Genomic DNA, 23,380 nt, shown 5'->3' with positions numbered 1-23,380 from the left:
TTATAATTACTAGACTAATTTTTATTAGATAATTAGCTAAAACATTTCTAGCGCCTAAGACGAACTATGCTAGATCTTTTTATCGATTGCATAAATAGTTTCTCCTTATAACAAGCCTACATCTAATGAATTTGTTACGTCAACTAATTAAATATTTTATTTATGTAATTTTCCAATAAAAGCCTATATTATTAACGTTACGGTTGTATAATAATATTTATGATTCCTAATAAATTAAAAAAAATTATTAAAAAAATTTTTATTAGTCATAAATTAAGTAAAAGCCACGCAACCATATGTGCTGAAGCTTTAATAAATGCTGAATTGGTAGGTGCACCATCACATGGTTTATCCAGACTTAAAATGTATTGTGATCGAATTAATAAAAAAGTAATTAATCCAAAGGCTAAAATAAAAGTTAAAAAGATATCTCAATCAATTGCTCATGTTGATGGCAACAACAGCATTGGTTTTGTTGCAGCAGATACTGCTATTAAAACAGCAATAGGTAATGCTAAAAAAACAGGTATTGGCTTAGTTGCGGTAAAAAATAGTGGTCATTATGGTTTGTCTGGTTATTATGCAGAACAAGCTGTTAAAAAAGGTCTAATGGTCATGGTGTTTACAAACGCCCCTCCTGCTGTTGCACCTCATGGAGCATTAAAAAGTTTATTTGGAACAAATCCTATTTGCTTTGGAACACCTACGGGATCTAAAGTTCCTTTTATTCTTGATACATCAATATCAATGATTAATAGAGGAAAAATTAGAGTAGCCGCAAGAGAAGGAACAAAAATTCCTGAAGGTGTTGCTTTAGATAAATATGGTAAACCCACAACAGATCCTAAAAAAGCTTTAGAAGGTGTTCAATTACCCATAGCAGGTTTTAGGGGATCTGGTTTAGCATGGATGGTAGATATTTTAAGTGGGGTCTTTACAGGGGGTAATCATGCAGGTCGTGTTAAAGATCCTTTTACAGACTTTAGTGGACCTCAAAATATAGGTCATTTATTTTTTGTACTAAAACCTAATTTATTTGTTGGAAATAGTTATAATAAGAGAATTAAAGATAATATTAAAACAATAAAAAAATTACCTAAAATCAAAGGGGTAAAAGAAATTCTTTATCCTGGGCAAAATAAATTCAACAAATATAAGAATAACCTTAAAAAAGAGATTAAAATTTCTAAGAATATAATGGAAGATTTAAATAGTTTATTGAAATAAAGTTATTATAGTAAGCTTATAATATGCGTCCTATATTTAAAATTATTATAATATATGAAATAGTTTTTTTTATTTTTTGGAATTTTCTATATTATTCTAACCCTGGTGTTGAAAGTTGGTTTAAATTAGAAAATCTAACAGCTGTGTATACTGTTCTATCAACTATGGCTTTAGGCTTTATTTTTGTATATGTGGTTTTTATTACTGCAAAATTAACAGGTATGGTTAAAAAGATTAAATCCCTAAAAGATCCAAGATCAAATATTTAATTAACGAATAGTTTTAGCAAATTTTATAATATCTTTAACTAGCAACTCTGGTTCTTCCATTGCTGCGAAATGTCCACCACTTGGCATCTCAGTCCATTGCGTAATATTAAATATTCTATCAACATAAGATTTCGGAGGCCACTCTGACATTTCAGCTGGAAAAATTGCAGCAGCTGTTGGTATTTCTATTTTTTTAAAATCTTTAGGGAAAAAACGTCCACCCTCTTCTCTTCTTCCATAATAAATCCAAGAAGCTGTATTAAAAGTTTTTGTAACTATATAAACCATAATATTTGCCAACAAAGTATCCTTTGAGTAAGCACTTTCAATATCACCATTTTTTAAATCAGACCAAGAATACATCTTTTCAATAATCCATGCTGCAATACCAACGGGGCTATCCATCATACCATAACTCAATGTTTGTGGTTTTGTTGCTTGTTGGGTTCTATAACCATCCTGCATTATTTGATCTTTATCAAACCTTTTTTGCCATTCTTCTTCTTGCTTTGATTGTGGACCATCTGGATGACGCATAGTTAAACAATTAATATGAATTGCTTTACATGACTTTGAGTGATCATAACCAATCCAATTAGCTATAGTTGCCCCCCAATCTCCACCTTGTGCTAAATAATTTTTATATTCAAGGTTCTCTATCATTAATTTATTTAAGATAGCTGCCATTTTTCTTGGACCAATTGGTTTGGACGGTCTACCTGAAAATCCGAAACCAGGTAAAGAAGGAACAATAACATCAAAAGCATCTTCAATTTTTCCACCAAATTTTTCTGGGTGTGCAAGTTTTTCAATTATGTGTAAAAACTCTATAACTGATCCTGGCCATCCATGCATAAGAAGCAATGGAGTTGAGTTAGAGCCACTACCCTTTTCATGAATAAAATGTATTTCAATGTCATCTACAATAGTCGTAAAATTTGAAAATTTATTTATTTGTGCTTCGTGTTTTCTCCAATCAAAATCTTTGATCCAATAACTTGAGATCTCTTTCATATACTCAAGGTTACTTCCATATTTCCAGCCACCATCGTCTGGCATTTCATGCCATGGGTAATTTTTTACCTTAGTATAAATTTCTTGAAGTGCTTTATCGGGAATATTTAGTTTAAAAGGCTTAATCATTATCAATTTACAGTATATACTTTTTGAAAATTCAGACTAAATATACCTCATGCTTTCAAATAAAGAAATTGTTTGTCCTAATAACCTTCTAGACCATGCACATAAGAAAAAAGGTGTTAATGCTGCTATTGTTAACGCAGGTTTGCCCTTACCTATGCTTTCAGTTCAAGATGCTGTTAATGAAAACTTAATTACACCTATTTTTATAGGGGATAAAAAAGAAATTCTTAAGTGTGCTGGGGATTTAAAATGGGACATCTCTTCGTATGAAATAATTCATGAACCTATAGAAAATAACACGGCAGCAATAGCCGCAAAACTTGCAAGTGAAGATAAAGTAAAGATTATTGTTAAAGGTCATATCCACACTGATATTTTGATGAAAGAAGTTTTAAAAAGAGAATATGATTTACTTGGAAAAACTAGACTTAGCCACATATGGCATATGACAAATACTAAAGACGACAAGCCTCTTATAATTACCGATGGTGCTTTAAATGTTTTACCTAATATAAAAACAAAAATGCATATCTTAAGAAATGTAATTGATTTTTCAAATCGTATAGGAATTAAAAGGCCAAAAGTTGCAGTTCTATCAGCGACAGAAGAAATTTTGGATAGTGTGCCAAGCTCTATTGAAGCAAATGAAATTACAAAACTTGCAAAAGAAGATAATTTAAATGCTGATGTTTTTGGTCCCTTAGCATTTGATAATAGTATTTCAAAAAAATCTGCTGCTATAAAAGGTGTTAAGAATATAGTAGCTGGTGATGCAGATGTATTGTTAGTTCCAAGTGTTGAAACTGGAAATAGTTTAGTTAAAATGATGATTTACTTTATGGGTGCTTGTGCAGCTGGTGTTGTTGTAGGTGGTAAAGTTCCAATAGTAATTACTAGTAGATCTGATGAAGCACAAGCTAGATTGGCCTCTATTGCTGCTGCTGTTGTTGCTTTAGACTAATTCTTCATTGAAATAATCACATTAATGTTTTAAATAAAGCTTCAAAATTAGAGAGGGAAACAATGGCAATAACATATTTAAAAAAATCACCTAAAACATCATCAACAGACGACACTAAAACAACTGGAATTGTTCAAGATTTATTAAAAAATATTGAAACTACTAAAGAACAAGGCTGTATCGATCTTACAAAGAAATTTGACAAGTATGATGGTGATATTATTGTTTCCAAAGAAAGAATTGAGGAGATTAAAAAAACATTAGACCAAAAAACAAAAGATGATGTTCGGTTTTCATACGAAAGAGTTAGAAAGTTTGCTGAAGCACAATTAAAAAACTATGGTCAGGACTTTGAGGTTGAACTTTCAGATGGATTATTTGCTGGTCAAAAGCTAATACCAATTAATACTGCTGGATGTTATGTGCCAGGAGGTCGTTATGCACATATTGCATCAGCTGTTATGAGTGTAACTACAGCAAAAGTTGCAGGTGTAAAAAATGTTATCGCCTGTAGCCCCCCAAAAGAAGGTGTGGGTGCTCATCCGACAATTATTTACACAGCCGACCTATGTGGTGCTGATGTAATTTTAAATTTAGGTGGTGTTCCGGCAATTGCCGCAATGACTAATGGTTTATTCAATAACCCTGCAGCTGATATTATTGTTGGTCCTGGAAATCAATTTGTAGCAGAGGCTAAAAGAATTTTATTTGGAAAAGTGGGTATTGATTTATTTGCAGGTCCTACAGAAATTGGAATTATTGCCGATGCTAAAGCTGATCCTGAAATAGTAGCAGTAGATTTAGTTGGTCAAGCTGAACATGGTTATAACTCGCCTTGTTGGTTATACACTACAAGCAAAGAACTTGCTGAAAAGGTAATGAAAAGAGTTCCAGAATTAATAGCTGAGTTGCCTGAAGTTCCAAGAACAAACGCAGATGCTGCTTGGAGAGATTATGGTGAAGTTATTCTTTGTGATACCGATGAAGAAATGGCAACTATTAGTGATGAATATGCTCCAGAACACTTAGAAATTCAGACAGAAAATTTAGAGTGGTTTCACAAAAGACTTACAAATTATGGTTCTTTATTTATTGGCGAAGAAACAACTGTTGCTTATGGAGATAAATGCTCAGGAACTAATCATATTCTTCCAACTAAAGGTGCAGGAAGATACACGGGTGGATTATTTGTTGGTAAGTTTGTTAAAACTTTAAGTTTCCAAAGAATGACAAAAGAGTCTACTGAGTTAGTTGGTGCTGCAGCTGCAAGAATTTCTAGATACGAAGGAATGGAAGCACACGCAAGAACAGGTGACGTTAGACTTAAAAAGTACGGTTATTCTAATTAAACTTAGATAATTTCCATCAACACTGTTAAAGCCAAAATAGACATGAAAAGAATAATTAAATAATTTATTCTTTTCCACACTTTTACACTCTTAAGATATTTAGAAAAATATTTTGAAAGATATCCCAGTATAAAAAAAAATAGGAATGAAGAAATAGCTGCCCCTGCTCCAAAATAATACTTATCCATTTGACTAAGGCTTTTAGAAAAATTTCCAAGGAAAAATACAGTATCTGAATAAACGTGAGGGTTTAGAAAAGTAAAACCTAAAGTTTTAACTAAAATGCTAGGTAAATTACTAGTTTTGATGTCCACGTTAAATGAAGTCTCTGAAACTTTAGCTTTAATCTTTCCCCAGATAAAATGTAGTAAAAATATTAAGAGTAAAATGTTAAAAATTAACTCAACTGTTGGTGTGAAATAATTATTTAAATATTGAAATAAAAAAATTCCTAAAAAAATTAATAAAAAATCTGAAATAGAACAAATTAGACAAACAAGAAATATATATTGTTTTTTTAACCCCTGCTCTATTACAAAAATATTCTGGGCTCCTATTGCTAAAATTAAACTTAATCCAGTTAAAAAACCTAATATTAAATAATCCATTAAGTTTTATTAAACTCTTTTTTTACCCTGAACAACCCTATCAAGTATTAATGCAACAAATAAAATAGCTATACCCGCAAGTATACCTTGTCCAACATTAGCATATTGTAATGCCTCAAGAACATCTTGTCCCAAACCTTTTGCACCAATTAGAGATGCTACAACCACCATTGCTAAACTTAACATTACTGTTTGATTAACACCCGCTAAAATTGAAGGTGTGGCTAGTGGTAGATCTACTTTTCTTAGTAAATACCATTTAGTTGCACCATAAGCGATAGCTGCTTCTCGAATTGTTTCTGGCACTCCACGTAAACCTAAAACTGTAAGTCTTACAACGGGTGTGCCTCCAAAAATCATAGTAATGATTACTGCCGCAACCTTTCCAGTTCCAAAAAATGCTATTACTGGAATCATAAATACAAAGGCTGGCATTGTTTGCATGAAATCCATTATTGGTCTAATTAATGAATAAAATCTTTGTCGCCTTGCACAGAAAATTCCAAGAGGAATACCTATTGCTATACTTAAAATTGCAGCTGTTCCTAACAAAGCAAGTGTCGTCATTGCTTTAACCCAAAAACCTAAAAAACCCATGTAACCCAAAAATCCTGCTGAATATATTGCAGCTCTTGGTCCTGCAGATAAACCAGTTAGAGTTACAATTGCAGTTATAATTACTATCCAAGGAGTTTTAACAAACAATAATTCTAAGAAATCTAATACCGACCTAATACCAATTGTTATAGCAGTAAAAATCACATCTCCTTTAACAACAGCATAATCAAAAATAATCTCTATCCATTTAATTGAAAATAATCTTATTTCCGGATGAGTTGGGAACGTATCCATTACCTGAAGTAAGCCTGGAAAACTATAATGGATAACAGTAAAGATCATTATAACAGAGGTAAAAACACTACTGTAGATGTAATTTTTAAACTGCATACCTGGATGAATAGATTTATCAGATAACCATTCAGAATATTTCTTTTCTAAAATTGAATTCGCTAAAACACCTTGAACAATCTTAACTGCTATCAATAAAATAAAACCAAACATAGCAATCCAAATTGCAGAAGCTTCTACTCTTGTAATTTCATCTAGATAACCTTGCATCGCATCTTCTAAAGAATTTATGTTTCTTTTAAACACATCGATTTTATCTGGATTATTTTCTATCGCTGCTTCTAATTGTTTATTTCTAAAAGCTATTGTGCCTTTAACTTGCTCTACTTTAGCAATAGCGTCTGCCGTAATATTACCAAATAAACCTCTGATTATTTGTACTACTGAAAAAGTTTCAATAATTAAAAAAGCTAAAGTCCAATTCCAAACATTACGCATTCCAAACCAAATTGGTCCAAGTATGAATGCAAATAAATTAAATGAAAATGAGTAAGTAGGTTTGCTACCAATTTTTTGAAATTCTTTTATGTAATAATCTGGATTACTTTTTACAAAGTTGGTGATTAACTCACCTCTTGAAGGGTTTCTAATTTCTTTACTCTCCATCACTACCCTCTACAACTGCTTTAAGTAAATCTGCCTGTGTAATCACACCAATATTTTTTTTTTCATTATTAATTACTAATATTGGTTCATCTTTAATTGAGGATTTTTCTATTAATTTGTTTAATAAATCATTTTCATGAACACTTTCTAAATTTTTACCTATTGATCTTAATTCCTTTTCAAATTTTTCAATTGGCTGCATGATAGATTTAGCTTGGACAATCTTTAATCTTGATATTCCCTTAACAAAGTCAGCCACATAATTATCTGCTGGTTTCATTACAATTTCTTCTGGCGTTCCTATTTGGATAACTTTTCCATCTCTCATGATTGCAATTCTATGGCCTACTCTTACAGCTTCATCTAAATCATGGGTTATAAACACTGTAGTTTTTTTCATTTGTTTTGAAAGTTTGATAAATTCTGCTTGAAGCTGTCTTCTAATTAATGGGTCTAGCGCACTAAACGGTTCGTCCATTAATAAAACATCAGGATCTGCTGCTAAAGCTCTTGCTAATCCAACTCTTTGTTGCATTCCACCTGATAGTTCATGAGCAAATTTGTTACCCCAGCCTTGAAGCTCTACAATATCTAAAATTTTATTAGCAGCATCTAATCTATCATTTTTACTGATGCCTCTTATTTCAAGTGGCATTGCTATATTATCCAATACTGATCTATGAGGCATTAATGCAAAGTTTTGGAAAACCATACCTATCTTTTTATTTCTTAGATCTTGCAAACTTTTTGAATCAAACTTCATTACATCTTCGTTATCGATTAAAATTTGGCCTGAAGTTGGTTCTAATAATCTATTGATATGCCTAACTAAAGTAGATTTACCACTTCCAGAAAGGCCCATTACACAAAAAATTTCTCCTTTTTTTACGTTAAAAGAAACATCTGATACACCAATTACTGAATTATATTTTTCTAAAGCTTCTTGTTTTGAAATATGTTCATTTTGAATAGCGTTTAACGCTTCTTTGGAATTATTACCAAATATCTTCCAAACATTTTTTATTTCAATAGCTGAGTCCATCAGATCCGTTCAAAAATTTAATAATTTTTTTTCAAGAAATATACCCGGCAACAAATAAAGTCGCCGGGTAAAAATTTAACTTAACTTAAAGTCCTAACCAACCATCAACTTTAGATTTATTATTTTTCATCCATGTTCTAGCAACATCAGCTGGTTGTTTTTTCTCAACTGAAATTGCATATGCCATAGCTGAAACATCATCTCCTGTTAATTGAAAGTTCTTAAAAAACTCAACAATAGCTGGAGATTTACTTTCTAAAGAAGTACCCCAACCAATTTGAATTTTTTTAAGCGCATCTTTTGAAGCAACATAAGATTTTTTGTACCAGTCAGCATCTTCTTTAGGTTGTACCATTTTGTATTTAGCTGGATCATGTTTTGGCTCTTCCAACATAACTACATCTGCCATTCCCCAAATTGCATGTGGCTTATAACAATAGAATGCATAACCTTCACCTTTTTTAATTGAGTCAAGTACTCTTGCATTTTTAACTGCTTCTGCTGCTCTTATTGCTTCAATGCCAGCATCATATAAACCGTAGTCTCTTAATTTAACTTGGTTTGCATTTGCTGATGCCCAACCATCTGCTCCAATCCAAAATTCACCTTTACCATTACCATCACTATCCATTGCTTTAACAACTTCTGGTCTAGCTAAGTCTTCGATTGCAGTAATATTAAATTTTTTCGCAAACTGTTGAGAAACACAATAACCTTGGTCTCCATCATATGGGTTGCTACTTAACTTAAGAGTTCCTTTTGGAACTAAATCATTTGTATAAGCTTGTTGGTTTGGTAACCAGATATCAGGGTGAACTTCAATTTCACCTTTACTTCTATCAATTGCACCATAGATCGCAGTATTATTTCCTGGAACTAATTCTGCTTCTCCACCCATTTTATCTATAACAACTGCTGCTAATAAGTTAGCAATAGCTGTTGCACCTGTCCAACCTGGATCTCCTATTTTAACTTTCTCAGCGAATGTTGAAAAAGTAGCAAATAAAGAAATTAAACCAGCTACAAGTGTAGTTTTTATTATTTTCATTATATCCCTCTCTATTAATTTAAAAAACGAAGCATAACTTAAAACTTTTGAACAAGTCAAAGAAAATTAGTTATTTATTATGATTAGTATAATTGAATTTTAAGAGTGACTAATCCAGATAGTCTTAGTTTGAAGATATTGATCTAACGCTTCTGTACCTTGATCTCTACTTAATGAACCAGATTGTCTATATCCACCAAAAGGTGTTTTAATGTCTCCTTCAGAAAAAGTATTAACAGAAACAGTTCCACAAGGTAGGCTTTTAGCCATATGAAAAGCTCTGTCAATATCTTGAGTAAAAACACTTGCGTGCAATCCATACTTTGAATTGCTTGCAATCTTTAATGCCTCTTCATCACTATTAATTGTAAGAACACCAAGTACTGGTCCAAAAATTTCTTCTTGAGCAATTGTCATGTTTTCTTTTAAATCATCAAATAGAGTTGGTTTTGCAAAAAAACCTTTTTGATCACCACTTGAAACTCCACCAAATAATAGCTTAGCTCCTTCATCAATTCCTTTTTGAATATACCCATCAACTGTTGCTAAATGTTTTTTAGAAATCATTGACCCCATATTACTTTCTGGATCTAATGGATCTCCAGCTTTAAGAGCTTTTACTTTTTTTGAAACTTTGTCTAAAAATTCATCTTTAACTTTGCTGTGAATTATTTGCCTCATGTTTGCAGAGCAATTCTGCCCACCATTCCAAAAAGCAGAGTTAATAGCATTATCAATTAAATCATCTGTAATCTTTGCGTCTTCTAAAACGATAAATGGACTTTTCCCACCCATTTCTAAACCAATTGTTTTTAAATTACTTTCACCTGAATATTTCATGAATAGTCCACCAACTTCTGTTGAGCCTGTAAATGAAATCGCATCAACATCGTTGTGTCTACCAAGTGCTTCACCTACATCACCAAAGCCAGGTACTATATTTAAAACTCCATCAGGGATACCTGCTTCTTTTGCAATTTGAGCAACTCTAATTGCAGTTAGTGGAGTATCTTCTGCTGGCTTAATTATAACTGAACAACCAGCAGCTAATGCTGGTGCCATTTTCCAAACTGCCATCATCAAAGGGAAATTCCACGGAACAACTCCAGCAACAACACCAATTGGCTCTTTAACAATTAAACTAGTTAACGATGGTTCTGTTGGTCCAACTTTACCAAATACTTTATCTATTAATTCTCCATACCACTGAAAATGCATTGGAGCATCATTTGCAACCTCATTAATGCAGTCTCCAATTAATTTTCCTGTATCGATACATTCAAGAACAGAATTTTCTTCACCAGTTTGTCTTAATAATTCTGCAAATTTTAGTAAAATATCTTTTCTAAATTCTGGAGATGTTCTAGACCAAACACCACTATTAAAAGCTTTTCTTGAAGCTTTTACAGCAAGGTCTACGTCTTTATGATTACATTTTGCAACAGAGCAAAGAGTTTCACCCGTTGAAGGGTTTATATTTTCAAACTTTTCACCATCGATAGCATCAACATACTTACCATCAATAAAAGCTCTACCTTCAAACTTAATCTTGCTTGCTATAGATTTATAATCAGAAGCCATTAATCTGCATTTGCAGTTAATGTTTTAATCTCTAAAATATTTTCATTAGGGTCTTTAACAAAAAATGTCTCTTGCTCATATTTGGTACCTTTAAACCTTAAATAAGGTTCATCGTAATATTTGGCACCATTGTCTTTTAATCTTTGCTTAAGAGCATTAAAATCTTTTCTAGATAAATGAACACCGAAATGTGGAACAGAAACATCGCCCATATCAACATCGTGTCTTTCACTATCCATTTTATGTTCACTTGCATGAAGAGTTAACTCATTTCCCCAAAAATCTACATCAGCCCACTCTTGTGCTGAATTATCCAATCTACAGCCTAACGTCTCACTATAAAATTTTTTTGCTACTTCAAGATCTCCACAAGGTACTGCTAGATGAAAGCAATTTGTGTTTTTGTACATAAGTTTCTCCTCTTTAAATTCGTTATATAATGACTATATAGTCCAATATAATATTTTAATCAATAAAAGCTAAATTCATGAATGACTTTTTACAATCTATAATAGATAGAGATCCTGCGGCAAAATCTAAGTTAAGTTTAATTTTAACTTATCCTGGTGTTAAAGCAGTTTTTTTTCATAGAATTGCTAATTTTTTTCATCTTGCTAAGTTTCATTTAGTAGCAAGAATAATTTCACAACTATCAAGATTTTTAACTGGAATTGAAATTCACCCTGGTGCTAAGATTGGAAGAAATTTATTTATTGATCATGGTATGGGTGTTGTAATTGGAGAGACCTCTGAAATTGGAAATAATGTAACCATTTATCATATGGCAACATTAGGCGGGATCGCACCAAGCATTAATTCAAATAACCAAAGACATGTTAAGAGACACCCAACATTAAGTGATTGTGTTGTAGTTGGTTCTGGTGCACAAATATTAGGACCTGTGATGATAGGTGCCAATGCTAAAATTGGAGCTAATGCAGTTGTTACTAAAGATGTTCCTGAAAATGCAGTAATGGTTGGAATACCAGCTAAAAATGTTGGTACTGCAACTGAGGAATTTAAACCTTATGCTGTAGAAGAGGTAGATAAAGACACTTCAAGCTAATGAAAAATATTCAAGACAATTTTATTTCAGGAATAGGTAATACTCCTTTAATCAAACTTAGAGCTGCATCAGAAATTACTGGATGTAATATTTATGGTAAAGCTGAATTTTTGAACCCTGGTGGATCTGTTAAAGATAGAGCAGCACTTGCTTTAATTAAAGATGCTGAGAGTAAAAAATTAATTTCTAAAGGTGGAACTATTGTTGAAGGTACGGCTGGTAATACAGGAATAGGCTTGTGTCTACTTGGTAATTCGCTTGGATATAAAACAATTATTGTAATGAATGATAACCAAACTCAAGAAAAGAAAGATCTTCTTAGAAATATTGGTGCTGACTTAAGATTAGTTCCTGCAAAACCTTATAAAGATGATGCAAATTTTGTAAAAGTTGCAGCAAAACTTGCTGATGAACTAAGACCGACAAATAACAATGGAGTTGTTTGGGCCAACCAATTTGACAACGTTGCTAATGCTAAAGGTCATTATGAAACAACAGGCAAAGAAATCTGGGAACAAACTGAAGGTAAAGTTGATGGCTTTGTATGTTCATCAGGAACAGGTGGAACAATTTCTGGGGTAAGTAACGCTCTTAAAGAAAAGAATAAGGATATTAAAATATTTCTATCTGATCCAAAAGGCTCTGCTCTTTATAATTATATAAAAAATGGTGAATTAAAATCTGAAGGTGGATCAATTACTGAAGGAATTGGATCAAGTAGAATTACAAAAAATTTTGAAAATGCTAAAATTGATGATGCCTACTCTATAGATGACCATGAAGCGCTTCCTATACTTTATGATTTAATTGAAAATGAAGGTTTAAGCCTTGGTACTAGCTGTGGAATTAATATTGCTGGCGCTATTAGAATGGGTAAAGAATTAGGTCCTGGAAAAACCATCGTTACAATACTTTGTGATAAAAGTGAAAAGTACGCTACTAAAATGTTTAATAAGAAATTTCTAGAAGAAAAAGGTTTACCCTTCCCTAATTGGCTTTAAATATAAATCTTATTGGCTAATCCATAACAAAGAACGGCACTAATAATTGTGAAAACTAATGGTGCAATAATAGCTTCATTTGAATCGTTCATAACACCCGTCTTATCGATCTTAATTGAGTAAGTATTAACTATAAAGATACAAAAATTTTGAACAAAAACTAAATTGAAAAATGCCCACGTTGCTTCGACACCATTTGGTCTTACAAACATAATATATAATGCCATCAAGAAAGAACCTAGAAATATTGCACCTGTCATCCGCATAACAGTTGCAGCTGTCTTGTCTATTTGAAATTTTTCTCTAAATTTTTGGTTTCCAATAATCATTTGATACGCATAAATACCTATACCTAAAAAGTGTATTACAAATAATATTAAATAAAAAACTCCATTAAATTTTTCAATCATAAATAAATAATAACAATATTAGTCTTTAAAAATACTTAAATAACTAGTTGGGTCATTTTGCACATGCAAAGTGACAATGTTGGTTATATCAAAAACTTATTATTTTCCTATTGTTTGGTTAATTAATCAAACAAAGGAAAATATGAAAAAAATAGTAATAACATTATTCTTAGTACTTTTTACAAGTTCAGTTTATGCAGGTTCTTGTCCAATGATGGCAAAAAGTATAGATGATAAAATTGCAGAAGCACAAATGCTAAGAGATCAAGGTATGGCAGCACATGATGCTGGTGATCATGCAAAATCAGAAGAGTTATTAGCTAAAGCTATGGAGCTTTTTAAAAGTTAACAAATAATTTTATATATTTAGCGGGATTTCATTTAAAGTAGCTAAATGAATCTCGCTACTTCGTGCGTGTCCTTAATATTAACTGTTATTTTAGGGGGTACATCAAATAGTTTTTCTAAAATTGCACTACTTTTTTAAATCAATTACAATAAACGTAGTTACAAAATTAATAAATAATACAAAAGTTAAAAATATGACTGGTCAAAGGCGTTGGTTAAAAATATGGGCTAGAACAGTTGGAATGCCAATTGGTATTAATGATGAAGATAAGCCTGAGTTTTTACCTATTAAACAAACAGATGTGAAGAAAGCATTAGCTTTTAGAACATTCTGGGTTCTGCTTCATGTTCTAACTTGTCTCTTAATTATTGCTGGTAATGGCAGAGTAATGGGTTGGTGGTAATTAAAAAGATTAATAAAACCTCTATTTGTCACGGTAATGCTTCATGTATATTTTGACTATATAGATTGTAAGATAAATCTCCTTAATTAATAGAGTTGGGATTTGCTTAAGTGTCCCAACTTTAAATAATAAATAAATAGGGTTTTATGTATTTAGCAATAAGTAGACTTCAAGTTATGTCTGGCAAAGAAAATGAGTTTGAAACAGCTTGGAAAAATCGTGAACAAGAGACTCATGGTGTGAAAGGCTTTAAGAAATTCAACTTATTCAAAGGTGAGGTAAATAAAGAATTCTCTCTTTATATTTTTCATAGTGAATGGAATACCGAGAGTGACTTTATTAACTGGACAAAATCTAACTCATTTCAATTAGCACATAAAAATCCTACACTAGAAGGAAATTTATATCTTGGACCCCCCGATTTTGATGGATATGTAGGCTTGCCTGATTTTGAAGGTTTTAAAGTAGTTATATAATTTTAAAAAGATTTCATTTAAGGTAATTAAATGAACATGACAACTTCATATTTATTTCTGATTTTAGCTGTTTTTTTAGGAGTCACATCAAATAGTTTTGCAAAAAGTGCTGAAGGCTTTACCCTTCTCTTTCCAAGTATTATCACAGGAATCACAATCGTTTTATGTATGTATGCACTTTCAATGGTAATGAAAAATATTCCAATGGGGATAACTTATGCATCATTTGCTGGATTAACAATTATTTCAACTGTAATTGTTGGTGTAATTAGATTCAATCAAATGCCAAATCTTTATTCAATGATTGGTTTGGGTTTAATTATAATAGGTGTATTAATGGTTAACTTGTTAGGAAATAATTAATTATGATTTCAAAAAAATATTCTCAAACTTTATTTATGATTTTTATGTCATTTGGAATGAGTGTTATAATGAGCGGTGTTGTTACTGCAGTAAACACTGGCATTGGTGATGGTTTTTTAGAGAGATATTTTAACTCTTGGTTATTTGCTTTTCCAGTTGCATTGCTTGCAGCCTTTACTATGGCTCCAATTATGAGACCTCTAGTTAATAAAATTGCCTCAAAAGATTAATTATAAAAAGAATTGTAAAAATTTTACGGAAAAAAATATTGTAAGAAGAATTATTTAAATTATCGAAACTTTATTATTTATCAAAATTTAATTCAATAAATATATTTAACATAAAGTAAAATAAATGTTTTGAATGCAATGTTTGAAAATGTTATTGTGTGAATATATATAAAGGAGGTCGATTATGAATTTATCACCACCTGACACATAACTGGTGTGATTAAATAATCAAAGACTAATTAAGATCGAAAAAATATAAAGTCCATTATTATGGATTTTGGCGCATACCGCTAACTTACAGGGGAACTCTTTTGGGCTTTCCGAAAGGGTGAACCCCTTAAAAGATAAGTTAAAAAATAGATGGCAAAACGTGAGTACCATCATCATTTAAAGTAATATCAAATTCATTTACTACATTAGAAATATCTAGTGGTGAATATAAATGTGGAAACATATTTCCATCTGATGCTTGTTCCCAAACTAAATGATCTAGTTTTAAAGTATCTACCTTTAATAAAATTAAATCTTTTTGGTTTTGGTAAAATTTTTTAAGAGTTCCAGAAATTTGATCGTCACCTGAAAAATGAATGTAACCATCTTCTAAATCTTTTTTAGAACCTGTTAATTGACCTTTGCTCTTAATTTCATGCCATTCAGATTTAGTACATATTTTATAAACAAATTTGAAATTCATTTAAAATTTATATTATTCAGTGGGGATATTGACAATAAGAAACTTCCCTCTTTCGAGGGAAGCTAATATTAACTATCTAATAGAGAGAGAAGATAATGTTAATTTTTGAATTTTGTAGGCTCCTTATAGACGGCACTTTGAAATATTAAAATGACTTATTGTCACTACAGCAATGCAAAGATTGAATACCTTATTTTATCTGTTCACTTAGTGAACATTTTACCAGGATGAATTTGGTTGAGCTAGAAACTCTATTTCCTCAGGAGTAGATTTTCTATCTAACACTAAGTTTCGATGAGGATATCTATGAAATTTCTTTATTACTAAGGTGTGATCTTTCCAAGATTTTTTTATAGAGATTAAACCTGGATGATCTTTTAAGAATTTATCTAGTAGATAATAGGCCATATCATGATCTGTGATCTCTTCACTGTGAATTAGTGGTAATATCATAAAAAGTCTTTGATCTTGATCCATTTCATCTAAAAAGCCTGCATAAACAGAATCGTTAACTATCAACCTTGCTTTATGATCTTGGATAAAAGCTTTCGGATCATCTCTAAACATATTTCTTGAAAATTGATCAAATAAAATAACTAGAGCCAAAGATCCAAGGGAAGTGTCTTGCCAATCGTCATATTCGTTTGTACTTGCTAATTCATAATCTTTTAAAAAGTTTTCTTTAATTAATTCATCAAAATCTTTATGTTTTTGAAATCTTTTTTTTGGTGGAGTGTCTTTAAACCAAAAATCTAATATTTTTTTTGCTCTTGTATGCATTTATTTTGAAACTGGTTTTAAAAGCTTAAGCATTTTATTATGAATAGATTGATTAGCTGAAACTAGAATACTTCCAGCATTAACTGCATCTCTATTATCCCATGTTGAAACAATACCTCCTGCAGCTTTTATTATTGGCATCAATGGATGAATATCCCAAATTTTATTAGTAGCCTGAAAGACAACATCAATTTTCCCCTCACATAAATGGGAGTAACTTAATGCGTCTGCAGTTGGAAATTGCATTAATTTTAAAACCTTTGGAATTGTCATTTGTTGTTTAAGAGAGACTGCTCCATGAAATGCTCCTGATACTTTTATCTTACTAAATGGTATATTTTTTGAAACAGAGATTTTTCTTTTTTGGCCTTTTTCAAAAACAAAAGAATTTTTATTATCAAAATTTAAATAATATTTATTTAGTATTGGAAAGTTTGCTAAACCAACAACGGGTATACCTTTAAAATTAAGCGATATTAAATTGCTCCATGTTGGATTGCCTATTACAAATGATCTTGTTCCATCAATTGGGTCTATGACCCATGTGTAATCACTAGTTGATTTTTTGTGACCAAACTCTTCACCTATAACTTGATGACTTGGAAATTTTTTTTTAATCTTTAATCTAATAAATTTTTCAAATGCTTTGTCAGAGCTTGTAACAGGATCATAGCCTTTACCTTTAAGTTTGTTAGATATCATGAAAGTTTTATTAAGTTTTGAAAAATAAAATTTATTTAAGTCTTTTGCTAAGGTATTTAGAAAGTTAGAATATAACTTGTAATCCTTCTTATTTAATAAATTCATTAAATTATATTTTCAATTTGTTTTTCAGCTTCTTTAATTGATTTCTCATAATCTAACGCCATTTGATCAGCACTAATTACTTCAACTTTTTCAATACCAAAGAAATTTAATATAAATTTTAACCATGGAGTTAAAAAATCCTCTGAACTATTTAATTTAGTTCCACCTGAAGTAATTACTAAATAAGCTTGTTTATTTTTAAGTAATCCCTCTCTTCTCCCATTAGGTTTAAACCTGAAAGTTTCACCAATTCTTGCTGCTAGGTCACACCAAGCTTTAAGAGTTGCTGGAGGGCCATAATTATAAATTGGCGCTGAAATTATAATGATATCGCTTTCCTTTAATTCACTTACAAGTTTATCTGATAGTTCAAACATTTTTTTGTGCTCTTCGGTTTGGTCTTTTTCTGCAATCTTCATTCCAGACTCAGTTAAGCCGCTAACAAAAAGCATATCGTCATCTAAATCTCTATAAATTACTTCATCACCTGGTTTTTTGATTTTATCTAATAATTTTTTTGCTAATGCTCTTGAGCTTGATCCTTCTTTTCTGGCACTTGAGTCAATTTGATAAATTTTCATAAGTATAGATTGTTATTAACCTATTAACCGAAGTTTTGCAAAAAGGGTAAATAGTTTAAAATATAGTAGCCTAATATTTGCAATTGGTTTGTTAAAATTAGAACTCCAGTTATTAAAAGTATTACACCTCCACCCTTTGTGACTAAATTAATATTCTTTTTAAAGTTTTTAGAAAACATCAAAAATCTTTGCATTAGATAACCTGATAAAATGAAAGGTATTGCTAACCCAAGTGAATAAAAACTAAGTAATATTATAGCTTTAAATACTGTTTCTTCTGTAGAGGCTAATGCAAGAATTGATCCCAAAATTGGACCAATACAAGGTGTCCATCCAAAGCCAAAAGCCATACCAATAATAAATGAAAACCAAATATTATTATTTTTTTTGGTATAAATCTTTTTTTCAAAATTTAAAAAATTAATATTTATAATTCCAATTAATTGGAAAGAAAATATAATGATAATTAAACCAGCAATTATTCTTAATGTTTCTGAATTCTGTAGCAATACTTGTCCCAAGTAGGAAGCAGCTGCCCCAAATATAATAAAAACAAAAGAAAAACCTAAGGTGAATAATATTAAGGGTCTTATGTTAATTTTTTTACTTTCTAATAATTCATTCAAAGAATTTCCTGTAATAAAAGAAATATAACCTGGTATTAAAGGTAAAACACATGGAGATAAAAAACTTATAAGTCCTGCCCCAAAGGCAATTAATAATTCAATCATTTAACCTGTATTTTTCATAGCAGCAGAGATACCTGCAATAGATGTCATTAAAGCATCATCAATAAATTTTTTATCTAATTTTTTATATTTATTATTATTAATTTTGTTCATAATAGTTGCCTGTAATATATTTAAAGTTTCTGTATAATTATTTCTTATAAATAAAGCTTTTCTAAATTCTTTTCTTTCTTTAAATACCTCTTTAGGTGTAATCTTGTTGTGTAATTTTACCAATGCGTCAAATTGAAATCGAAGTTTTTTTCCAATTCTTTTTAAAGCACTGTCAGCTAAATTATTTTCATATATAATTGAAATTTCAGGATCTACTTTTGTAATTACCATATCTAATATATCCATAGTGGACACAAAATATGGCCAATTTTTTTCCATATCAGTTAATGTTTTAGAAAATTTTTTGATTGACCCATATCTTAATGCCTCTGTCGTTCCTAGCCACGCAGGCAACATTAATCGAATTTGTGTCCAAGCAAAAACCCAAGGGATTGCTCTTAAACTTTGAATATTATCTACATTCTTTCTTTTTGCAGGTCTTGAACCGATAGCAAGTTTACCTAAAGATTTATGTGGTGTAACAGTTTTAAAATATCTTATAAAATCTTCACTTTGATTTAAATTTTTTCTATATGAAGATGTTGCTATTTCTGACATTTTTTCAATTAATTCGCGCCAGTTTTTTTTAGACTTTGGTGGAGGATTTAAAGAGGCGTCCATAACGGCACCTATATAGCTACAAAGATTGTATTCAGCTAAAGGTTTATAACCATATTTTTGCTGAATAACCTCTCCCTGATCAGTAATTCGAATTTTACCATTAACTGTATTTGCAGGTTGTGATTTAAGTGTTGCCTGAATGGGTCCACCTCCTCTTCCTGCAGACCCACCTCTTCCATGAAAAAATACTAGATCTATTTTATATTTCTTTGCAAGATTTCTTAATTCTTCTTGTAGTTTGTATTGATGCCAACTAGCTGATAATTTTCCAGCATCCTTACTAGAGTCTGAATATCCAATCATCACTTCTTGTTTATGATTAATAAGCCTTCGATACCAAGATAATTTGAAAATATTTTCCATAACACTTTTAGCATTTTTTAAATCATCTAAAGTTTCAAAAAGTGGTACTACTCTTAATAAATTTTTAGTTTCAGCTTGTTTTTGTAAAAAATAAACTGATAAAATATCTGATGCCTTTGAAGTCATGGAAATAACATACGCTCCCATACATTGCTCAGGTTCTTTTGATATTTGTTTAAAGGTATCCCAGACTTCTTTATTATCTTTATGTTTAATTTTTAAATTATTAATAAAATATTTTTTTTGTTTAATTAATGTGTTTAATAAATTAATTCTTTTACTTTCACTTAAGCTAGAAAAATTAATTTTGTATTTTTTATTTAGAACATCAGAAATGAGTTTTTGATGTCTTGATGACTCTTGTCTTATATCAAGTCTAGCAAGATTTATTCCAAAGCACCGTACTCTTCTAATAAGATCTAGTAAATCTGCATTAGCAATATGTTGACCACGGTTTAAATTTAATGACTCCCGAACTTCTCTTAGTGGTTTTAAGATTTCATTTTTATCTGTTAGTAATTTTTTCTCATTTAATGATTTATTATTATTTAGATGTTTTTCTATTAGTTGATAAGTTAATCTTATCTTGTCTCTAATAGGTCTAAGATAAACTCTGTATGGCTCAAAACTATTACCTGAAATTTTCTTTATTTTAAGAGAGCATTCTTTCATGGACAAATCTTGAATTAGTTTTGTAAGTTCTTTTTCATATAATTTTGCTGCTTGCCATCTAGAAAATAAAATTACTTTTTTTGTAACATCAGCAGTAACATTAGGGTTGCCATCACGATCACCACCCATCCAAGAACCAAATTGAATAGGATTATATCCACGTGGCAAATCTTTACCTAAGTTTTTTCTAAAAATATCATTTAATCTTTTATAAACTTTTGGAATTGTATCCCATAAACTATCTTCTATTACTGCCAGGCCCCACTTAGCCTCGTCAAGTGGTGAGGGTTTTGATCTTTTCAATTCATCTGTTTTCCAAATAACTGTAATTTCAGTATAAATCTTTCTGTCTATTTCTAGTATTTTTGATGGGTATTTTTTATAAAGATGTCTCTGCTCCATTAATTCTATTAAATTTGCATATTTTTGAATTAAAGTTCTTCTTTTAACTTCAGTTGGATGCGCTGTGAGTACTATTCCTATATCTAGTTTTGTCGCTTGTTCATAAATCTTATTATTGGAAATGTTTCTATTTTTAAAAAGATTTTTTATTATATCTTCAATAAAAATATTTTGATTTTTATTTTTAAAGTAAGGATTTTCATATTCATTCAGTTTTCTAGATGCGTCCAGAGACTCAGCTAGATTCATTAAATTTAAAATATGCGAAAATGATCGGGTTAATCTAAAAATGTCTTTTGGTTTAAGTTTTTTAACTTCTTTTGAGACTTTTAAAAAAACTTTGCTTTTATTTTTATCTAATAAGGTGTTTTTTGATAAAAGCCTTAATCTTTCTACTATTTTATAAAAAGCTAAACCTTCTTGATCTCTTATAACTCTCCCCAGAAATGTACCTAATAACCTTATATCCTCTCTTAAAAGCTTAGTAGGTATTCTTTCATAGTAAAGATCTCTTTTTTTCATTACTTAAAATAAATTTTTTTTGTAAAAATCCTCTCGTATTAGTTTTTACACTAAATAAAAATCCAGAGTAACTATATTTTTTCAACTCTCTAGTATTCATTCCTTTTGTTGCTGAAGTAATGAAAATTTCAGAATTTTTCTTACCTCCAAATGTACAATTAGTAATATTTTTTGCTTGAAGTTCAATTTTATGTATCAAGTTTCCTTTTTTATTGAAAACAGAGACACAAGCACCATGATAATGAGCTACCCATAAATTTTGATTCCTGTCTAATGTCATTCCATCTGGTGAGCCATCTTTTATAGGGAATTTTTTAAATATTTTTTTACTTATAATTTTGTCTTTTTTATTAATCTTAATTTTATAAATTAATTTTTTACTACTGTCTGTATGATAAAAATTGTACTGATCAATAAAAGCGGGACCATTTGTTATAATGTAATTAGTATCAACTTTAGTAAGTATTAAATTTTTATCTAATTTGTATAATGATCCCTTTTCAATTTTTCTCTCTAAGTTATCCATTGTGCCAAACCATAAATTTCCAGCTGGATCTGTTTTACCATCGTTAGTTCTGTTTAATTTAATATCTGGTTCTATCAAGATTGATTTAATAATTTTTTTTGATTTTAAATTTTGAATTCGCAATTCCCCTTGAAGTCCTAAAATAAAAATATTATCTCTAATATGTGCTAAAAATCCTATTTCCTTATTAACTTTAAATATTTTTTTTTTATTATTATTAGTATTTAAAATGCAAATTTGTTTTTTTTTAATGTCTACAAAATATATTGAATTATGTTCTTTAACCCACAACGTTCCTTCACCCAATTTACATTTTAGTTTCCAAAGTGTTTTTGGTTCTGACGTTTGAATTTTATTCATAAACTTCAAATTCTTTAATAAAATCTTCATTAGGTGTTATTCCAATACCTGGATTATCAGTAATTGAGGCAAATCCATTATTTTGTTTTACTTGATCTAAAATAGAAAAATCTTCCTTGGGGAGATCAGTAATAAAGATATTCTTTTCTGTTGTATCAAATTCTAACATTGGTTTTGATGGAAATAATCCACCTGGCATATCAGGCTGCGCTATTAGCAGATGTAAGTTAACAGCAATACTTACAGCTGATCCCCAAACATGGTTTATAACTGGAATAAAATTTGCCTGAGCAATTGCTGATACTTTTAAATACTCAGTAATACCACCTAAACCACAAACTTCTGGCTGAGCGATATCAATACATTTATTTTTAATTAACTCGTTCCAACCGTATTTTGTAAATTCTGCCTCACCACCAGCAATATTAGTATTTATTTTCTGTTTTAATTCTTTGTATCCATCATAATTTTCAGGTGCTACTGGCTCTTCAAACCAAAAAATATCCAATTCATCCAAACCTCTTCCAACATACAAAGCATCATTTGTATTATAAGCATGATTTGCATCCACCATTAATTTGAAATCTTTTCCAATGGCTTCTCTAACTGCTTGAACTAACTTAAGATCTTCTTTTGGTCCTAGTCCAATTTTCATTTTCATTGCTTTAAAGTTTTTGGATTTAATTTGTTTTGCCTCTTCTTTGAATAATTCAACTAACTCATCAACTGATTTTTTCCGTAACATCATTCCATATCCATAAACTGGAATTTGATCATTACACTTTCCACCAACTAACTGATAAAGAGGAGTTTTAGTTTTCTTACCAAGAATATCCCATAAAGCTATATCGATGCCTGATAGTGCTTGAATAGGCATTCCTTTTTGTCCACTATCTCTAAGTAAATTGTAAACTTTATGCCAAATATATTCTTTATTTAAAGGGTCTTCACCAACAACTAATGTTTGGATAACCTTTTCAACAATATATTTATTTGCTAGAGCAATATTACCTGGTCCAAAACATTCTCCCCACCCTGTAATACCTTCGTCAGTTTGAACCTCTACAAGATGGGCTGTACGATGTTTATAATATTGCTGTGAGTAACCTAATTCTCTATCTAACTCATATCTAAGTACATGACTTTTAATAGAAGTTATTTTCACAATT

General features: G+C 30.5%; 27 protein-coding genes. 11 read left to right on the top strand and 16 right to left on the bottom strand.

The features are described from left to right. The first annotated feature begins 219 nt into the window (after positions 1 to 219). Together ABXT48_RS02165 and ABXT48_RS02160 are read left to right on the top strand one after the other, a co-directional pair. Entirely contained in the window at positions 220 to 1,227 is a 1,008-nt protein-coding gene (locus ABXT48_RS02165; RefSeq protein ID WP_415303121.1) for an Ldh family oxidoreductase, read from the top strand. A 23-nt stretch (positions 1,228 to 1,250) separates the two neighbouring features. Beyond that, positions 1,251 to 1,496, top strand: coding sequence for a hypothetical protein (locus tag ABXT48_RS02160; protein ID WP_415303118.1), 246 nt, complete (start codon positions 1,251 to 1,253; stop codon positions 1,494 to 1,496). On the opposite strand, the gene ABXT48_RS02155 is transcribed toward ABXT48_RS02160, so the two are convergent. Next, on the bottom strand, positions 1,497 to 2,639 hold the full coding sequence (locus ABXT48_RS02155) for an epoxide hydrolase family protein (protein WP_415303116.1): 1,143 nt from the start codon (positions 2,637 to 2,639) through the stop codon (positions 1,497 to 1,499). A 49-nt stretch (positions 2,640 to 2,688) separates the two neighbouring features. On the opposite strand from ABXT48_RS02155, the gene ABXT48_RS02150 reads away from it, so the two are divergent. Both ABXT48_RS02150 and hisD read left to right on the top strand, forming a co-directional pair. Beyond that, positions 2,689 to 3,600, top strand: a complete 912-nt coding sequence (locus ABXT48_RS02150) for a bifunctional enoyl-CoA hydratase/phosphate acetyltransferase (protein ID WP_415286840.1) — start codon at positions 2,689 to 2,691, stop codon at positions 3,598 to 3,600. Positions 3,601 to 3,662: 62 nt separating this feature from the next. Further along, positions 3,663 to 4,949 (top strand): histidinol dehydrogenase, encoded by a 1,287-nt coding sequence (hisD, locus tag ABXT48_RS02145; protein ID WP_415303114.1) that lies wholly within the window; start codon positions 3,663 to 3,665, stop codon positions 4,947 to 4,949. Positions 4,950 to 4,951: 2 nt separating this feature from the next. Here the strand turns inward: hisD and ABXT48_RS02140 are convergent, their stop codons facing one another. The 6 genes from ABXT48_RS02140 to ABXT48_RS02115 form a co-directional block, all read right to left on the bottom strand. Further along, entirely contained in the window at positions 4,952 to 5,557 is a 606-nt protein-coding gene (locus tag ABXT48_RS02140; protein ID WP_415286838.1) for a LysE/ArgO family amino acid transporter, read from the bottom strand. A gap of 9 nt (positions 5,558 to 5,566) precedes the next feature. Then, the gene (locus ABXT48_RS02135; protein ID WP_415303112.1) at positions 5,567 to 7,072 is read right to left on the bottom strand and encodes an ABC transporter permease; all 1,506 of its coding nucleotides are present in this window, start codon (positions 7,070 to 7,072) and stop codon (positions 5,567 to 5,569) included. Then, positions 7,062 to 8,114, bottom strand: a complete 1,053-nt coding sequence (locus ABXT48_RS02130) for a quaternary amine ABC transporter ATP-binding protein (RefSeq protein ID WP_415303110.1) — start codon at positions 8,112 to 8,114, stop codon at positions 7,062 to 7,064. The genes ABXT48_RS02135 and ABXT48_RS02130 overlap by 11 nt, the downstream gene beginning before the upstream one ends. Before the next feature lie 85 nt (positions 8,115 to 8,199). After that, entirely contained in the window at positions 8,200 to 9,162 is a 963-nt protein-coding gene (locus tag ABXT48_RS02125) for a glycine betaine ABC transporter substrate-binding protein (RefSeq protein WP_415278832.1), read from the bottom strand. A 99-nt stretch (positions 9,163 to 9,261) separates the two neighbouring features. Beyond that, the gene (locus ABXT48_RS02120) at positions 9,262 to 10,743 is read right to left on the bottom strand and encodes an aldehyde dehydrogenase (RefSeq protein WP_415286835.1); all 1,482 of its coding nucleotides are present in this window, start codon (positions 10,741 to 10,743) and stop codon (positions 9,262 to 9,264) included. Further along, positions 10,743 to 11,153 carry a VOC family protein gene (locus tag ABXT48_RS02115; RefSeq protein WP_415278830.1) on the bottom strand — a complete coding sequence of 137 codons (411 nt, stop codon included), beginning with the start codon at positions 11,151 to 11,153 and terminating at the stop codon, positions 10,743 to 10,745. The genes ABXT48_RS02120 and ABXT48_RS02115 overlap by 1 nt, the downstream gene beginning before the upstream one ends. 77 nt (positions 11,154 to 11,230) lie before the next feature. Here ABXT48_RS02115 and epsC point away from each other — a divergent pair, with 77 nt between their 5' ends. Continuing rightward, positions 11,231 to 11,809, top strand: a complete 579-nt coding sequence (gene epsC / locus ABXT48_RS02110) for a serine O-acetyltransferase EpsC (protein ID WP_415286834.1) — start codon at positions 11,231 to 11,233, stop codon at positions 11,807 to 11,809. Further along, on the top strand, positions 11,809 to 12,810 hold the full coding sequence (locus ABXT48_RS02105) for a cysteine synthase A (protein WP_415286833.1): 1,002 nt from the start codon (positions 11,809 to 11,811) through the stop codon (positions 12,808 to 12,810). The genes epsC and ABXT48_RS02105 overlap by 1 nt, the downstream gene beginning before the upstream one ends. Here the strand turns inward: ABXT48_RS02105 and ABXT48_RS02100 are convergent. After that, complete coding sequence (locus tag ABXT48_RS02100; protein ID WP_415286832.1) at positions 12,807 to 13,220, bottom strand: hypothetical protein; 414 nt, start codon at positions 13,218 to 13,220, stop codon at positions 12,807 to 12,809. The two genes, ABXT48_RS02105 and ABXT48_RS02100, sit on opposite strands and share 4 nt — an antisense overlap. A gap of 142 nt (positions 13,221 to 13,362) precedes the next feature. Here ABXT48_RS02100 and ABXT48_RS02095 point away from each other — a divergent pair, with 142 nt between their 5' ends. The 5 genes from ABXT48_RS02095 (at position 13,363) to ABXT48_RS02075 (ending at position 15,041) form a co-directional block, all read left to right on the top strand. Next, the gene (locus tag ABXT48_RS02095) at positions 13,363 to 13,569 is read left to right on the top strand and encodes a hypothetical protein (protein WP_415284128.1); all 207 of its coding nucleotides are present in this window, start codon (positions 13,363 to 13,365) and stop codon (positions 13,567 to 13,569) included. Between the two features lie 121 nt (positions 13,570 to 13,690). Then, a complete protein-coding gene (locus tag ABXT48_RS02090; RefSeq protein ID WP_415286831.1) occupies positions 13,691 to 13,972 on the top strand; it encodes a hypothetical protein in 282 nt (93 codons plus the stop codon). A 146-nt stretch (positions 13,973 to 14,118) separates the two neighbouring features. Then, positions 14,119 to 14,448, top strand: a complete 330-nt coding sequence (locus tag ABXT48_RS02085; protein ID WP_415286830.1) for an antibiotic biosynthesis monooxygenase family protein — start codon at positions 14,119 to 14,121, stop codon at positions 14,446 to 14,448. 30 nt (positions 14,449 to 14,478) lie between these two features. Continuing rightward, the gene (locus tag ABXT48_RS02080) at positions 14,479 to 14,811 is read left to right on the top strand and encodes a DMT family transporter (RefSeq protein WP_415284131.1); all 333 of its coding nucleotides are present in this window, start codon (positions 14,479 to 14,481) and stop codon (positions 14,809 to 14,811) included. Between the two features lie 2 nt (positions 14,812 to 14,813). After that, on the top strand, positions 14,814 to 15,041 hold the full coding sequence (locus tag ABXT48_RS02075) for a DUF2798 domain-containing protein (RefSeq protein ID WP_415286829.1): 228 nt from the start codon (positions 14,814 to 14,816) through the stop codon (positions 15,039 to 15,041). Between the two features lie 349 nt (positions 15,042 to 15,390). Here ABXT48_RS02075 and ABXT48_RS02070 read toward each other — a convergent pair whose 3' ends face one another. From ABXT48_RS02070 to ABXT48_RS02035, 8 genes are all read right to left on the bottom strand, one after another. Continuing rightward, positions 15,391 to 15,735: a DUF952 domain-containing protein gene (locus ABXT48_RS02070; protein ID WP_415286828.1), complete on the bottom strand. Its 345-nt coding sequence runs from the start codon at positions 15,733 to 15,735 to the stop codon at positions 15,391 to 15,393. 219 nt (positions 15,736 to 15,954) lie between these two features. Continuing rightward, positions 15,955 to 16,515 carry a DUF924 family protein gene (locus ABXT48_RS02065; protein WP_415286827.1) on the bottom strand — a complete coding sequence of 187 codons (561 nt, stop codon included), beginning with the start codon at positions 16,513 to 16,515 and terminating at the stop codon, positions 15,955 to 15,957. Next, positions 16,516 to 17,322, bottom strand: a complete 807-nt coding sequence (locus tag ABXT48_RS02060) for an inositol monophosphatase family protein (RefSeq protein WP_415303108.1) — start codon at positions 17,320 to 17,322, stop codon at positions 16,516 to 16,518. Further along, positions 17,322 to 17,903 carry an FMN-dependent NADH-azoreductase gene (locus ABXT48_RS02055; RefSeq protein ID WP_168606473.1) on the bottom strand — a complete coding sequence of 194 codons (582 nt, stop codon included), beginning with the start codon at positions 17,901 to 17,903 and terminating at the stop codon, positions 17,322 to 17,324. The genes ABXT48_RS02060 and ABXT48_RS02055 overlap by 1 nt, the downstream gene beginning before the upstream one ends. Positions 17,904 to 17,926: 23 nt before the next feature. Continuing rightward, entirely contained in the window at positions 17,927 to 18,634 is a 708-nt protein-coding gene (locus tag ABXT48_RS02050) for a cytochrome c biogenesis CcdA family protein (RefSeq protein WP_415286825.1), read from the bottom strand. Next, the gene (ppc, locus tag ABXT48_RS02045) at positions 18,635 to 21,325 is read right to left on the bottom strand and encodes a phosphoenolpyruvate carboxylase (protein WP_415303106.1); all 2,691 of its coding nucleotides are present in this window, start codon (positions 21,323 to 21,325) and stop codon (positions 18,635 to 18,637) included. Continuing rightward, the gene (locus ABXT48_RS02040; protein WP_415286823.1) at positions 21,300 to 22,211 is read right to left on the bottom strand and encodes an SMP-30/gluconolactonase/LRE family protein; all 912 of its coding nucleotides are present in this window, start codon (positions 22,209 to 22,211) and stop codon (positions 21,300 to 21,302) included. Before ABXT48_RS02040 ends, ppc begins: the two co-directional genes overlap by 26 nt. Then, complete coding sequence (locus ABXT48_RS02035) at positions 22,204 to 23,376, bottom strand: mandelate racemase/muconate lactonizing enzyme family protein (RefSeq protein WP_415286822.1); 1,173 nt, start codon at positions 23,374 to 23,376, stop codon at positions 22,204 to 22,206. The genes ABXT48_RS02040 and ABXT48_RS02035 overlap by 8 nt, the downstream gene beginning before the upstream one ends. Positions 23,377 to 23,380 lie beyond the last annotated feature (4 nt).

Source organism: Candidatus Pelagibacter sp. Uisw_101 (genome assembly GCF_047727615.1).
Taxonomy (GTDB): Bacteria; Pseudomonadota; Alphaproteobacteria; order Pelagibacterales; family Pelagibacteraceae; genus Pelagibacter.
The sequence above is the reverse complement of the archived record's forward strand: the minus strand, read 5'-3'. Positions and strand labels throughout refer to the sequence as shown.

Bases quoted from the DNA above. Each gene is read 5' to 3' on its own strand.
- ABXT48_RS02165 (WP_415303121.1), top strand. From the start codon at position 220: ATGATTCCTAATAAATTAAAAAAAATTATTAAAAAAATTTTTATTAGT.
- ABXT48_RS02160 (WP_415303118.1), top strand. From the start codon at position 1,251: ATGCGTCCTATATTTAAAATTATTATAATATATGAAATAGTTTTTTTT.
- ABXT48_RS02155 (WP_415303116.1), bottom strand. From the start codon at position 2,639: ATGATTAAGCCTTTTAAACTAAATATTCCCGATAAAGCACTTCAAGAA.
- ABXT48_RS02150 (WP_415286840.1), top strand. From the start codon at position 2,689: ATGCTTTCAAATAAAGAAATTGTTTGTCCTAATAACCTTCTAGACCAT.
- hisD (WP_415303114.1), top strand. From the start codon at position 3,663: ATGGCAATAACATATTTAAAAAAATCACCTAAAACATCATCAACAGAC.
- ABXT48_RS02140 (WP_415286838.1), bottom strand. From the start codon at position 5,557: ATGGATTATTTAATATTAGGTTTTTTAACTGGATTAAGTTTAATTTTA.
- ABXT48_RS02135 (WP_415303112.1), bottom strand. From the start codon at position 7,072: ATGGAGAGTAAAGAAATTAGAAACCCTTCAAGAGGTGAGTTAATCACC.
- ABXT48_RS02130 (WP_415303110.1), bottom strand. From the start codon at position 8,114: ATGGACTCAGCTATTGAAATAAAAAATGTTTGGAAGATATTTGGTAAT.
- ABXT48_RS02125 (WP_415278832.1), bottom strand. From the start codon at position 9,162: ATGAAAATAATAAAAACTACACTTGTAGCTGGTTTAATTTCTTTATTT.
- ABXT48_RS02120 (WP_415286835.1), bottom strand. From the start codon at position 10,743: ATGGCTTCTGATTATAAATCTATAGCAAGCAAGATTAAGTTTGAAGGT.
- ABXT48_RS02115 (WP_415278830.1), bottom strand. From the start codon at position 11,153: ATGTACAAAAACACAAATTGCTTTCATCTAGCAGTACCTTGTGGAGAT.
- epsC (WP_415286834.1), top strand. From the start codon at position 11,231: ATGAATGACTTTTTACAATCTATAATAGATAGAGATCCTGCGGCAAAA.
- ABXT48_RS02105 (WP_415286833.1), top strand. From the start codon at position 11,809: ATGAAAAATATTCAAGACAATTTTATTTCAGGAATAGGTAATACTCCT.
- ABXT48_RS02100 (WP_415286832.1), bottom strand. From the start codon at position 13,220: ATGATTGAAAAATTTAATGGAGTTTTTTATTTAATATTATTTGTAATA.
- ABXT48_RS02095 (WP_415284128.1), top strand. From the start codon at position 13,363: ATGAAAAAAATAGTAATAACATTATTCTTAGTACTTTTTACAAGTTCA.
- ABXT48_RS02085 (WP_415286830.1), top strand. From the start codon at position 14,119: ATGTATTTAGCAATAAGTAGACTTCAAGTTATGTCTGGCAAAGAAAAT.
- ABXT48_RS02080 (WP_415284131.1), top strand. From the start codon at position 14,479: ATGAACATGACAACTTCATATTTATTTCTGATTTTAGCTGTTTTTTTA.
- ABXT48_RS02075 (WP_415286829.1), top strand. From the start codon at position 14,814: ATGATTTCAAAAAAATATTCTCAAACTTTATTTATGATTTTTATGTCA.
- ABXT48_RS02070 (WP_415286828.1), bottom strand. From the start codon at position 15,735: ATGAATTTCAAATTTGTTTATAAAATATGTACTAAATCTGAATGGCAT.
- ABXT48_RS02065 (WP_415286827.1), bottom strand. From the start codon at position 16,515: ATGCATACAAGAGCAAAAAAAATATTAGATTTTTGGTTTAAAGACACT.
- ABXT48_RS02060 (WP_415303108.1), bottom strand. From the start codon at position 17,322: ATGAATTTATTAAATAAGAAGGATTACAAGTTATATTCTAACTTTCTA.
- ABXT48_RS02055 (WP_168606473.1), bottom strand. From the start codon at position 17,903: ATGAAAATTTATCAAATTGACTCAAGTGCCAGAAAAGAAGGATCAAGC.
- ABXT48_RS02050 (WP_415286825.1), bottom strand. From the start codon at position 18,634: ATGATTGAATTATTAATTGCCTTTGGGGCAGGACTTATAAGTTTTTTA.
- ppc (WP_415303106.1), bottom strand. From the start codon at position 21,325: ATGAAAAAAAGAGATCTTTACTATGAAAGAATACCTACTAAGCTTTTA.
- ABXT48_RS02040 (WP_415286823.1), bottom strand. From the start codon at position 22,211: ATGAATAAAATTCAAACGTCAGAACCAAAAACACTTTGGAAACTAAAA.